Annotated in this window: 14 protein-coding genes; 6 read left to right on the plus strand and 8 right to left on the minus strand. The window is 57.8% G+C overall.

Features of this window, described 5'->3' with window-relative positions; translation table 11 throughout:
* Positions 1 to 44: 44 nt before the first annotated feature.
* From yaaA to ACR0LL_RS13425, 3 genes are all read right to left on the minus strand, one after another.
* Positions 45 to 815, minus strand: coding sequence for a peroxide stress protein YaaA (gene yaaA / locus ACR0LL_RS13415; protein WP_267365408.1), 771 nt, complete (start codon positions 813 to 815; stop codon positions 45 to 47).
* Positions 816 to 847: 32 nt separating this feature from the next.
* The gene (recQ, locus tag ACR0LL_RS13420; protein ID WP_480587515.1) at positions 848 to 2,887 is read right to left on the minus strand and encodes a DNA helicase RecQ; all 2,040 of its coding nucleotides are present in this window, start codon (positions 2,885 to 2,887) and stop codon (positions 848 to 850) included.
* Positions 2,888 to 2,965: 78 nt separating this feature from the next.
* The gene (locus tag ACR0LL_RS13425) at positions 2,966 to 3,253 is read right to left on the minus strand and encodes a YggT family protein (protein ID WP_170382138.1); all 288 of its coding nucleotides are present in this window, start codon (positions 3,251 to 3,253) and stop codon (positions 2,966 to 2,968) included.
* A gap of 129 nt (positions 3,254 to 3,382) precedes the next feature.
* On the opposite strand from ACR0LL_RS13425, the gene ACR0LL_RS13430 reads away from it, so the two are divergent.
* From ACR0LL_RS13430 to ACR0LL_RS13445, 4 genes are all read left to right on the plus strand, one after another.
* Complete coding sequence (locus tag ACR0LL_RS13430) at positions 3,383 to 4,750, plus strand: MFS transporter (protein WP_480587518.1); 1,368 nt, start codon at positions 3,383 to 3,385, stop codon at positions 4,748 to 4,750.
* A complete protein-coding gene (gene mepA / locus ACR0LL_RS13435) occupies positions 4,747 to 5,610 on the plus strand; it encodes a penicillin-insensitive murein endopeptidase (RefSeq protein ID WP_480587521.1) in 864 nt (287 codons plus the stop codon). The genes ACR0LL_RS13430 and mepA overlap by 4 nt, the downstream gene beginning before the upstream one ends.
* Complete coding sequence (locus tag ACR0LL_RS13440) at positions 5,583 to 6,467, plus strand: esterase-like activity of phytase family protein (protein ID WP_480587524.1); 885 nt, start codon at positions 5,583 to 5,585, stop codon at positions 6,465 to 6,467. Before mepA ends, ACR0LL_RS13440 begins: the two co-directional genes overlap by 28 nt.
* A gap of 91 nt (positions 6,468 to 6,558) precedes the next feature.
* Entirely contained in the window at positions 6,559 to 7,203 is a 645-nt protein-coding gene (locus ACR0LL_RS13445) for a queuosine precursor transporter (RefSeq protein ID WP_480538470.1), read from the plus strand.
* A 337-nt stretch (positions 7,204 to 7,540) separates the two neighbouring features.
* On the opposite strand, the gene ACR0LL_RS13450 is transcribed toward ACR0LL_RS13445, so the two are convergent.
* Positions 7,541 to 8,407 carry a LysR family transcriptional regulator gene (locus tag ACR0LL_RS13450; RefSeq protein WP_480587527.1) on the minus strand — a complete coding sequence of 289 codons (867 nt, stop codon included), beginning with the start codon at positions 8,405 to 8,407 and terminating at the stop codon, positions 7,541 to 7,543.
* 256 nt (positions 8,408 to 8,663) lie between these two features.
* Here ACR0LL_RS13450 and ACR0LL_RS13455 point away from each other — a divergent pair, with 256 nt between their 5' ends.
* Both ACR0LL_RS13455 and ACR0LL_RS13460 read left to right on the plus strand, forming a co-directional pair.
* Positions 8,664 to 8,912: an EF-hand domain-containing protein gene (locus tag ACR0LL_RS13455; RefSeq protein ID WP_480587530.1), complete on the plus strand. Its 249-nt coding sequence runs from the start codon at positions 8,664 to 8,666 to the stop codon at positions 8,910 to 8,912.
* Between the two features lie 150 nt (positions 8,913 to 9,062).
* On the plus strand, positions 9,063 to 9,296 hold the full coding sequence (locus tag ACR0LL_RS13460) for a hypothetical protein (protein ID WP_480587532.1): 234 nt from the start codon (positions 9,063 to 9,065) through the stop codon (positions 9,294 to 9,296).
* 48 nt (positions 9,297 to 9,344) lie between these two features.
* Here ACR0LL_RS13460 and ACR0LL_RS13465 read toward each other — a convergent pair whose 3' ends face one another.
* From ACR0LL_RS13465 to ACR0LL_RS13480, 4 genes are read right to left on the minus strand one after another with little or no spacing between them, the layout of a single operon-like run.
* Positions 9,345 to 10,379, minus strand: coding sequence for a succinylglutamate desuccinylase/aspartoacylase family protein (locus tag ACR0LL_RS13465; RefSeq protein WP_480587535.1), 1,035 nt, complete (start codon positions 10,377 to 10,379; stop codon positions 9,345 to 9,347).
* Positions 10,380 to 10,384: 5 nt separating this feature from the next.
* Complete coding sequence (gene rimK, locus ACR0LL_RS13470; RefSeq protein ID WP_480487873.1) at positions 10,385 to 11,290, minus strand: 30S ribosomal protein S6--L-glutamate ligase; 906 nt, start codon at positions 11,288 to 11,290, stop codon at positions 10,385 to 10,387.
* Entirely contained in the window at positions 11,287 to 11,787 is a 501-nt protein-coding gene (locus ACR0LL_RS13475; protein ID WP_480587538.1) for an ATP-dependent zinc protease family protein, read from the minus strand. The genes rimK and ACR0LL_RS13475 overlap by 4 nt, the downstream gene beginning before the upstream one ends.
* 5 nt (positions 11,788 to 11,792) lie before the next feature.
* Positions 11,793 to 12,071, minus strand: a complete 279-nt coding sequence (locus ACR0LL_RS13480) for a hypothetical protein (RefSeq protein WP_480482704.1) — start codon at positions 12,069 to 12,071, stop codon at positions 11,793 to 11,795.
* Positions 12,072 to 12,121: the final 50 nt, after the last annotated feature.

A 12,121-nucleotide genomic window follows, 5' to 3' on the forward strand; every position in this document is an offset into this window, starting at 1 on the left:
TTCAGGCGTTTGTCATCGGGATGCAAGTTCAAGTGACCTGGGTTTCAGGCCGCATAAGGTCTGACGAAAACGGGCTTATCCGCTTCCGACAGATCAGGGCGGTATTCATAGCCGCCACTGTCGAAATCCAGCAGTCCCTTAGGGTCGGTCAAGCGGTGTTGGATGATATACCGCGCCATGGCACCGCGCGCCTTTTTGGCAAAAAAGCTCACAATCTTTGGGGTGCCGCCCTTATCTTCCATGAAGACCGGTGTGATGACGCGCAGGTTCAGGGCATTCAAATCCACCGCACCAAAATACTCCTGACTGGCACAATTCACCAGAATGTTGCTGTTAATCTCGGCACCTTGTGCATTCAGTGCCTTACTCAGCTGGTCGCGCCAGTATTCATAAAGGTTCTTCCCTCTTCGGGTTTTCAGTTTGCTGCCCATCTCAAGCCGGTAGGGCTGTATCGCATCGAGTGGTCGCAACACTCCATAAAGGCCGGAAAGGATGCGCAAGTGGTCTTGCGCCCATGACAGCTCGTCTTCGTCCAGCGATGCAGCTTCAAGTCCTTGATATGTGTCGCCAGCAAAAGCAAGCGCAGCCGGGCGTGTGGCCTTGGCGTCGGGTGCATCCGAAAAAGCGCGATACCGGTCGCGGTTCAGGCGTGCCAGATCGTCGCTCAGGTCCATCAGCTTTTTCAGATCACCCAGCGTCAGGTTGCGGGCGGTTTTGGACAGCCGGATTGCATCATCCTGAAAATCGGGCTGCGTAACCCCTACACTCCGCTCGGCCCAGTCCAGCCGTTTGGCCGGGGAAATCACGATCAGCATATCCGCCCTCTTTCTTGCCTGTTTTGGGGTATCTAGCCCGCCTCTCGCAGTACGTCCAGAAAAGCGGCGCCAAACCTTTCGTGACGTCGATCACCCAGCACCTGTGCAATTCCACGGGGATCATCGGGGCGCAGTTGTGCAACTTTTGCCAATTGTGAGGCCGAGCAGGTCAGGGGCTTGTCGATCCCGTCCGGTCCGCGCGACAGCAAGGACTGAACTTCCATCAAGCGGTCGTAAATCTCACCCTGATTGCGGCCAGCCAGCTTTCGCCGCGCCGGGTGGACGCTTTTTACCGCCCCTGCGATCACTTCAAGGAACGTGTCGCCATAGCGTTCCAGCTTTTTGGCCCCAACACCGCCGATCCGGGCCATATCGTCCAGCGTTACAGGGCGCTTTTCCGCCATCTCGATAAGCGTGCGGTCCGGAAAGATGACATAGGCCGGAACACGTGCAGCTTCGGACAGGGCACGGCGTTTGGCCTTGAGCGCCGACAGCAGCGGAGCGTCTTCTTCGGACACCATAGCCTTGACCGCAGGTCGACGTACCGCATTGCGCAGCGTATCCTTGCGCAGGTTTATCTTTGCCTCGCCTTTCAAAATTGGTTTGGCCGCCTCGGTCATGCACAATGCGCCGTGACGTTCAGGGTCTGGGCGCACCAGATCGTGGCCCATCATCTGGCGGAAAACGGCCTGCCATTGCGGGCGCGTCCAATCTTTGCCGATGCCAAATGTGGACAAATCCTCATGGCGGCGGGCGCGGATTTTGTCGGTCTCGTTTCCCAGAAGGATGTCGATCAAGTGGCCTGTCCCGAACCATTCCTCGGTCCGAAGGATCGCGGACAGGGCCATACGCACCGGAGTTGTGCCGTCGAAAACTTCGGGCGGGCTGTCGCACAGATCGCATTTGCCGCAGCGTGCTGTGGCCTCGCCAAAGTAACCCAACAATGTCTGGCGGCGGCATTCCAAGGCCTCGGCCAGACCCAGCAAGGCGTTCAGGCGCGCGTGATCGGCCATGCGCCGCTCGGGCGGCGCTAGACCCTCGTCAATCTGTGACCGCCGCAGGCGAATGTCATCGGGGCCAAACAGGGTCAGCGTTTCGGCCGGGCCGCCATCGCGTCCGGCGCGTCCGATTTCCTGATAATAGGCTTCGATCGATTTGGGCAGGTCCGCATGGGCGACCCAACGGATATCGGGTTTGTCGATGCCCATGCCAAAAGCCACTGTTGCGACCACGATCAACCCGTCCTCGCGCGCGAAACGGGTTTCGACAATGCGGCGATCTTCGGGGTCCATCCCGCCGTGATAGTGGCAAGCCGAGTGCCCCTCGGCGCGCAGGGCCTGAGCAATCACCTCGGTTTTATTTCTGGTGCCGCAGTAAACGATACCGGACTGGCCTTTGCGCGCATCTGCGAAATCAAGGATCTGCTTGCGCGGTCCGTCCTTTGCGGCGAAAGCCAGATGAATGTTAGGCCGGTCAAATCCGCGCAGAAATTTGCGTGGCTCAATGCCATCGAACAGTTTTTCGACAATCTCATCCTGCGTTTCGGCGTCCGCCGTAGCGGTAAACGCGGCCAGCGGAACCTTCAGGGCGCGCCGCAACTCTCCGATCCGCAGGTAATCAGGGCGAAAGTCATGCCCCCATTGACTAACACAATGGGCTTCGTCCACGGCGATCAGGCTGACGTTGATCCGACGGAGCATCCCAAGCGCCGATCCGGCAGCCAGACGTTCGGGTGCCATGTAAAGCAGCTTTAGCCGCCTGTCCTCCAGAGCGTCCCAGACGGCCTCGGTTTCCTCGGGCGTGTTGCCGGATGTCAGCGCACCGGCCTCGACCCCGGCCTCTTGCAGCCCCCGCACCTGATCACGCATCAGGGCAATGAGCGGAGATATAACGACCGTCACGCCATCGCGGAACAGTGCAGGGAGTTGAAAGCAAAGAGACTTCCCGCCACCTGTGGGCATGATCGCCAGCACGTTTTCACCTGCCGTCACGGCGTCGACAATCTCTTCCTGCCCGGGGCGAAAGGCGTCGAATCCAAAGACATCTCGCAGCAAGGGTGCGGCGTCGAACATATGCGGGGGTGCCCTGTTTTAAGGTTTATCTGCTCTTAAAACAGGACAATCACATACTAAGATTCAGTGAACAAGAGGTCAGTAGAAATAGGGCGCGTTGTTGATAAGGATGATCCGCAAGGCATAGACGCCGATCAGCACCACCAGCGGGGTCAAATCCAACCCACCCATATTGGGTAGAACGCGGCGGATCGGCCCGTAAATAGGCTCTAATATCCGATTTAATCCGTACCAGATTTGTGCAACCAGTTGTTGGTGGAGGTTGAGCACCTGAAAGTTGATCAGCCAGCTCATGATCACATGGGCCAGAATGATGAACCAGACAATGTCCAGGATCAGCAGCAGGATTTGGATCAGCGACAGCATGGGATCTCCGTTTTCTTGTTGGACGAGACCTAAGCACCCTTTCAGCAAAGAGCAAGTAGACTGAACTCTGCGCTTGCGAATTGCCCCAAAGCCCCGTCTTATGACCGCAACAAGAAAACAGGGGCAGAAATGGCAGAAAAATCCAAGCGCAGGCGTATCTGGGGCTGGTGGTTCTTCGATTGGGCCAGTCAGCCCTATCACACTCTTTTGGTAACGTTCGTGTTCGGCCCTTACTTCGCGGGCGTCGCTGCGGAATATTATCTGGCATCCGGCTTGGACGCGGGGTCTGCGGATGCACAGGCGCAGGTGGTCTGGGCCAACTGCATGACCATAGTTGGTTTGATTATTGCCTTCGGTGCACCGCTGATGGGGGCGATGGCCGATGTGTCGGGTCGGCGAATCCCCTGGATATTCGCCTTTTCCGTGATGTACGCAGTAGGTTCCGGCGCGCTTTGGTACACGATGCCCGATGGCTCGAACATGTGGTTGATGCTGTCTGCCTTCGGTCTGGGTTTCATCGGCGCGGAATACGCCCTGATCTTCATCAATTCCCAACTGCCCGATCTGGGTGATGACAGCGAAGTTGGCGAAATCTCCGGCTCGGGCTTTGCCTTCGGCTATTTCGGCGGCCTGATCTCGCTGGCGATCATGCTTGCGCTGTTTGTGGAGCAGGCCAACGGCAAAACGCTGATCGGGATGGACCCCTTGTTTGGGCTGGATGCGTCGCAACAGCAGGGTACGCGCTTTGTTGGGCCGTTTACCGCCGGATGGTTCATTCTGTTCATGGTGCCCTACTTCCTTTGGGTCCATGACGACGAAACGACAAACAAAAAGGGCAGCGTTGCCGAGGCGCTGCGGCTGTTGGCAAAATCAGTGTCTAACCTGCGCCATCGCACCAGTTTGGCCAGTTACCTGGGCTCATCCATGTTCTATCGGGATGCGCTGAACGGGCTTTACAGTTTTGGCGGCGTCTATGCCCGGCTAGTGTTGGAATGGGACCTGATCAAGATTGGTGTTTTCGGCATCGTCAGCGTTCTGGCTGCAGCGGCATTTTCCTGGGTGGGCGGCAAGTTGGACAAGAAATATGGTCCCAAGCCCGTGATTATCGTTGCGATCTGGGTGTTGATCCTTGTCTGCATCACCATCGTTTCAATGGACCGGTCCCAGATATTCAGTATCGCCATGTCCGAAGGGTCGGGCTTGCCGGATATGGTTTTCTTTGGTTGCGGTATCCTGATCGGAGGCATGGGCGGCATTCTGCAATCCTGTAGCCGGTCGATGATGGTCCGGCATACGGACCCGGCGACCCCCGTCGAAAGCTTTGGCCTTTATGGTCTGTCGGGTCGTGCCACCGCCTTTGCTGCGCCACTTCTGATCGGGATCGCCACCACGGTGACAGGAAGTGCTCGTCTGGGGGTGTCACCCATCGTTCTGTTGTTTATTCTGGGTCTATTCCTGATGCGCTGGGTGAGACCGGAAGGGGATCAGAGCAGATGATTTTAAAACGTTTTTTGGTAATTTTGGCGGCGCTTGCTTTTGCAGGCACTGCGACGGCAGAACCGCTGGCAAAGCAGTTGTTCGGGGCGCAGAAACAAGGTTCACAGCAAAAACCGGCCGCTTTCGGCAGTTATTCGCGCGGATGTGCTGCGGGGGCAGTTCAACTGCCTGAAACGGGGCCTACATGGCAAGCTATGCGCCTGTCGCGCAATCGCAACTGGGGGCATCCGCAGGCGATTGACTACGTGCAGGACCTCAGCAGGTTTGCAGCAAGTCAATCGGGATGGAACGGTCTGTATATCGGGGATATCAGCCAGCCACGCGGCGGGCCGATGACCTCGGGCCATCGCAGCCATCAGCTGGGGCTGGACATCGATATCTGGATGCTGCCAGGCCAAAACATGCGCCTGAGCCGCAAGTCACGCGAAAACATCTCGTCCATCTCTCTTCGTCGTTCCAATGGCGCTTACGTCAACGGCAACTGGACCAAGCAGCATCATGCGCTGTTGCGCGAAGCGGCAAAAGACAAGCGAGTCGCCCGGATTTTCGTGTTTCCCGGGGCCAAGGTTCAGATGTGCGATGACGAAAAAGGCAATCGCGCCTATCTGCGGAAAATCAGGCCTTGGTGGGGGCATCACTATCATTTCCACGTGCGCCTGAACTGCCCCAGAGGGTCAAAGGGTTGCGTGAATCAGGACGCCCCCCCCAAGGGCGATGGCTGCGCCGAGGCCCGGCAATGGGTGCACAACATTCTGAACCCGCCGCCACCCGATCCGAATGCACCGCCGCCGAAGAAACGCCGGGAATACGTTCTGGCCGACTTGCCGCAACAATGCTCCGCCGTTTTGCAATCCAACTGAGTGCTGCGCTGTTTCTTGCCCCGGTGGCCGCCGCGCTGGATGTGAAATCTGCGGCCCACCTGGACAGTTTCGTTTGGCGGCATCCAGCAAGTTGGTTTGGCGGATTTTCAGCGCTTCATATCTCGGACGACGGAGGCCAGATGATTGCGCTTAGCGACCGGGCGCGGATCGTGACCGCGCGGATTGAGCGGCGCGAAGGCCAGATTGCGGATATTCACGTTCTTGGTCAATGGCCGGTGCTGTCCAGCAATGGGCATATCATGAAAGGCGGCGTCGGCGACTCCGAAGGCATCGCGGTGACGCCGGATGGCGGGATATTCATCTCGTTCGAAGGGGTGCATCGTGTCGCCTATTACCCTGCACCGGGCTCGAGCGCGCGTGTGTTACCTCGCCCGAATGCGTTTCGGGACCTTGCCGACAATGGTTCTTTCGAAGCTCTGGCCATTGATGGGCGCGGCTGGCTTTACACTTTGCCCGAAAAGAACCGCACCGCTAAAGGGGACATTCCGGTTTACCGTTGGAATGGCGGCACATGGTCGACCCCGTTTGTTCTGTCACAGCGCAGCGGCTTTAAACCCGTTGCCGCGGATTTCGGTCCCGATGGGCGTTTCTACGTTTTGGAACGCAAGGTATCCTTGGTCGGTTTTCGATCGCGACTGCGGCGATGGGACGTGGTAGACGAGAAACCAGGCACCGAGGAAACCCTGTTCGAAACCGGAACGGGCGCGCATGACAACCTCGAAGGATTGTCGGTCTGGCGCGACGGGCAAGGCCGGTTGCGCGCCACGATGATTTCGGATGACAACTTTCTGGCGTTGCAGCGGACCGAACTTGTGGAATACCTGCTGCCCGATTGACAGGGCGCAGGCAAAGGTCTAAAGGCACGGCTTGCCTTGGGACGGTCCCTTGGCCAAGTCGCCGCTACCTTGTCAAAACGGGCATCAAAACATGCAACGTAACTTCATTCCCGGCATTATTGCCATGGCCACCATTGTTGTGGCCTCGAACATTCTGGTCCAGTTCCTGATCCTTGACGGGCTGCTGACATGGGGTGCTTTCACCTATCCGCTGGCCTTTCTGGTCACTGACATCATGAACCGCGTCTATGGCGTGGGTCCGGCCCGCAAGGTCGTGTTTGCCGGCTTTGTCACCGGTGTTATCTGTTCGCTGATCGGCAGCCAGATCATGTTGCAGGGTGACGGGTTCACCTATGCTGCCGTACCGCTGCGCATCGCCGTTGCATCGGGAACCGCCTTCCTGATCGCGCAACTGACGGATGTCACCGTGTTCAATTCCCTGCGCGGTGGTCGCTGGTGGCGTGCACCGCTGGTGTCGACGCTGGTGGGGTCGGCACTGGATACGGCGATCTTCTTCACCCTCGCCTTTTCGGCTTCGGTCACCTTCTTCGGCGCCAATGCTGACGCCGCAATCAACTGGGCGTGGGAGCCGGTACCCTTCATGTTGTCCGGCCCGGTGGCACCGCTTTGGGTGACGCTGGCTTTTGCGGACTGGTTGGTGAAGCTTTCGCTGGCCCTGATCGCCCTGATTCCGTTCAAGGTGATCGTTGCGCGGCTGACTGTTCAGCCTGTGTAAAAAAACGCTTTGAGAATGGCACAACTTGTGGCACGCTTCTTTTCAACCGCAACAGATAGAAAAGGAGGTGATCCAGTGTCAAGAAAGAGATTGGAGAGAGGTGTCGGAACAACCGGGGGGATCGCCCGTTAGGGCAGCCCTTGGCGGAGCGCTCGCTCCGGCTGGTCGATTGATCTAACCGACCCGACCTCCTGAACTTTCGAAGGGCCGTCCCGCTGGGGCGGCCCTTTTTGTTCCCTTCACCTTCTGGGGGTGTTCAAAACTTACCATGCGCGGAGGCTGGCTGCGTTTGACGCAGCATAAAGCTTGGTCGCGGCAACGGCGTGAATACGTGTCGTCAAAGCTTCGGTGTCTGGCCGCGTGCACTTGATGTCTGGCAAAGCTGCCGCGCGGCCTGACCCGGATATCCGTCTTCCTCGCTTTCATCGAACACGACATAGGCGGCATAAGCGAATCTGGGTGCCGTTTCGATCAACTTGAGCCAGCCTTTGCGAAGTTCCGGGTCGACAACGCGCTGTGGGAAGTATCCGGCCGAGGGAACCGACCTAAGATATTGCAGGCCGAGGGTGCCAATGCCCAGCTGAAGGCGCGGCGCATCAAGTTCCGGAAAGTTCAACATATGATCGGCGCGAAACTCCGGGCCCCAGTCTATCAGGACATAAGCGTTGCCCAGATCAGCGGGCAGGGCTTCCGGGCCGCTGCTGACAAGGACAAACTCGTCCTCGAAAAGCTGGAGCGCGGACAAGCCCGGCGCGTTTCGCGGCCGGTACATGATGGCAAGATCCAGGCTGCCTTCCTCGATTTCGCGCGTGAGTGTTTCCGACGAGGCCGCTGTCGCCCGGATGGCGACGTCAGGGAGTGCCGCCATCAACTTGGGCAGGGCGTTGATTAGATAGCCGTCCCAAAGACTTGGTGTTGCGCCGATTTCCAAGGCGGCTGCCATCGAAGCAGGCAGACCGGCATCCAGCTTGGCCTGGGTCCACGTTCGCACCAGAACCTGCGCATGTTTGAGGAAATGCCGCCCGGCAATGGTCAGGGTCGCACCGGACTTGCTGCGTTCAAACACGGGCTGTCCAAGCTGTTGTTCGAGCGTTCGGATCCGCATGCTGACGGTCGATTGCGTAACATGGACCTTGTCCGCTGCGTCAAGAAAAGTACCGGTTTCAACGACCGCAAGGAAGGTTCGGGCGAGCTCAATGTCCATCGTTCACCTATTTGAATATTCGATATTATGGGTGATATAAATTCGTTATTCAACGCTATGCGATTGTGCGATATATGCTGCGTAGCGCGAAAGTGCCCCCACCGGATCGGACCGCCAATCAACAGTTTTCATCGTATAGTGGACAACCCGATCTGCGGAACAGGTGTAATCTGTCTGCCGTAGATAAGCCTCCGACACACAAGCGCTGCACCAACCCCTCAATGGGTAAACCGCCCATTCCCTGATGGAGAACAAAATGAGTCGAGTTTCTGTTGTTGCTCTGCTCGCGTCATTCCTTGCCCTTCCGGCCGCTGCCTTGCCGGTAGGACTGGACACGGACGGTGATGGTCTGGCTTCGCTGACCGAGCTACAGACAAAGTATCCCGATATTACCAGTGAGAGCTTTGCCGAAATTGACACGGATGCCGATGGTTTCGTCAATGACGAAGAAGTGGTCGCTGCGGTCGAGGCAAAGTTGCTTCCTGAACCCAAAGGTGACGAATAAGCCAGGGTTGCCAAGAACATGAGAAACCCCGCTCCACCCTACAGGTGGATGCTTGCCGGGATGGGTGTCTGGTTAGTGCTGTCCCCATTTGTACTGTTCAGCCAGAAAACCCTAGCTCACGGTTCGTCTGACCGTGAGTCGCTCGCCTTCATGACGATCGGTATTGGTGTATTGGTCATGTCAGGCGCTAGCGGCCGGGGCCACCTTCTCGCACGGGTGGCTCCGGTATTGGCGGTCGGGGCATTGCTGATCGCCGCGCCGGGGGTGCTGCATTTTACCGGTCATGGTGTGGCAGTGGCAAATGCTTGGCTCACGGGATCTGCGCTGATCGCGCTCGCCGCTTGGGAGGCGCTGGCGAGCAACAGATTGCGTGCGATCCTGTAGGCTGGCGCGGGGCAGGCAACTGCCCCGCGTTTCTTTTGGCTCCGGCGTCTAAATGATCTCGTCCTCATCGAACATCGGATCGCCGTCAAGCTGGCTGGCAATTGTATCGACCCGCATTTCGACATCCGAGCCGGTCGTTTCCGCAATATGAAACAACGCGTCACCTTCATGAACGACAGGCAGATTAGTGCGCCCCACGATGATACCCGTGGTTTCGCAGATGATATCGGTCCTGAGTTCTCCGAACGGGTCGGAAATGCGTCCAAGCAGGTCACCGGCGGCCACGTATTCTCCGGTCGCTTTGAAAGTCCGCAACAGGCCACCGGCGGGCGCGCGCATCCATGAGCTTGACCGGACATGGACAGGCTTTTCGCGCACAGCGGCGATGCCACGCTTGGCAACCATGCCCTTTGCGTTCATCACCCGAAGGATGCCAGCAACCCCCGCCCGTGCAGACAGTTCGTCGAAACGCAGACCCTCACCGCCCTCGAACAGCAGAATATCCACACCACGCTCTTGCGCGGCCTTGCGCAGCGATCCGTCGCGCAGCTTTGAGATCATCACCACGGGCGCACCGAACGAATCCGCGTATTTAAGGGTGACATCCGAAGCCGGAGAGACGCGGATCTGCGGCAGATTGGTGCGGTGAATCGCGGCAGAATGAAGATCGATCCCCAGGTCCGACCGCTCGACGATCTCGGTCATGAAAAGGTGCGCCAGCCGACCGGCCAGCGACCCCCCCTCACTGCCGGGGAAGGAACGGTTCAGGTCGCGCCTGTCGGGAAGGTATCGGGAATGTGTCATGAAACCAAAGGCATTCACGATCGGTATAACCAGCAAGGTACCCGCAAGCTTGTCAAGCTGTGGCGCCCGAAGCAGTCGCCGCGCGATTTCCACGCCGATCACCTCATCACCGTGAACGGCGGCACTGACGAACAGGACCGGTCCTGGGCGGCGGCCGTGAACCACGTGTACTGACATGCTCACCGGTGTATGATCCGACAGCACGCTAACCGGCAAATCCAGAGTGGTTCGTGTACCGGGCGGTACGCGAAAACCTCCGATTTCAAAGGGACCGCGCATTGCCTCTACCCACGGCCTCGTGTCTTCGTGTTGCCTTTGGCTGCATTCTTTTCGAGAAACTCGATGATTTTGCCGGCGACATCAATGCCGGTGGCCTTTTCAACCCCTTCAAGCCCGGGTGAGGAGTTCACTTCCATCACCACCGCACCGTGATTGGCGCGCAGCATATCGACACCACACACATTAAGACCCATGGCCTTGGCCGCACGCACGGCTGTCGAGCGTTCCTCGGGTGAGATTTTGATAGGCTTGGCGCTGCCACCGCGATGCAGATTTGATCTGAACTCGCCCTCGGCCCCTTTTCGTTGCATCGCCGCGATCACTTTTCCACCGACCACAAGCGCACGAATATCCGTGCCGCCTGCTTCCTTGATGAACTCCTGTACCATGATGTTGACCTTGGCGCCGCGAAACGCCTCGACCACGGATTTTGCCGACCGGTTTGAATCCGCAAGCACCACGCCGATGCCCTGCGTGCCCTCCAGCAGCTTGACCACCAGCGGAGCGTCCCCCGCTAGTTTGAGAACTTCATCGGTCTGTTTCGGGTCATGCGCGAAGGTGGTGACCGGCAATCCGATCCCGTCACGCGCCATCAGCTGCATGGATCGCAACTTGTCACGGGATCTGCCAATCGCAACCGACTCGTTGAGCGGAAAGACACCCATGATCTCGAACTGCCGCAAAACGGCCAGCCCATAGAATGTGACCGAAGCGCCAATCCGCGGGATCACCGCGTCATAGCGCCCAAGCTTTTTGCCGTCGTAATAAACCTCGGGTCGACGCGACGCGATATTCATGTAACAGCGCAGCGTGTTCACAATATCCAGCTGGTGCCCGCGTTGTTCTGCAGCCTCTTTCAGACGCTGGTGGGAATACAGGTTTGGGTTCCGGGCAAGCATGACAAGCTTCATTGATGTCGTCCTTCTGCGTCCTTGGATCTTGTCTTGCTCTTCATCTTTTTCGGGTCTTTTCTTGCATCCAAAAGATATGAATGACCGGGATCGACAAGGATCCCACGCCTTCGAATGGCGGTACGGCCAAGGATCAGATCAAACTCCATCTTCGCGCGATTGGCCAGCGAAACGTCGATCAGCCAGCGATGCCGTCCAAGCAGAAGTTGCGTTCTGACAATCAACCGGCGTTCCGGAATGCCACCAGTGTTCTTGATTTCCCGCTCGTCTACAACCCGCGTGCGCACCCGACCCGATGAACGGCGGTTATGGACCGGGATCATGAACTCGACCCATCGTTCGCCATCAACCTCGAACACGGTCTGGTCCACGGCATGCAGGGCCGCGGTTCTGGCGCCTGTGTCTATCTTTGCTGGAATATGCTCGATCCCGAACTCGGGCAGGCTGATCCGCTCGCGCCATCCTATGACTTCGGGGTATCCTGTTTGTTTAGCCATGGCGACTAAGCCACGCAGTCATCATTGGCGCGCCGGTAATTCACAAACGAATTCGCGCTCATCACAACGTAAAAACTATCCATATCGATTAACACATACCCAAGTTCAAAAAGTGCGATCGACAGGGCGCGGATATCTGCTTCATACAAACGCCTGCGCCCGGCGATCCGACGCACCAACTTGTCCGGAATGCGATACCGTCCGCTGGCCTTGCCGCCAAACTCCTGATCGTACAAGACGGCCAGACGTTCGGCTGCGGCGGATATCCAGTCATTTTCCTGCATGCACTTTCTTACAAATCAAAAATTTTTTTGTCTATAGGCAAATAATTTCT

Source organism: Ruegeria sp. AI2, assembly GCF_056541275.1.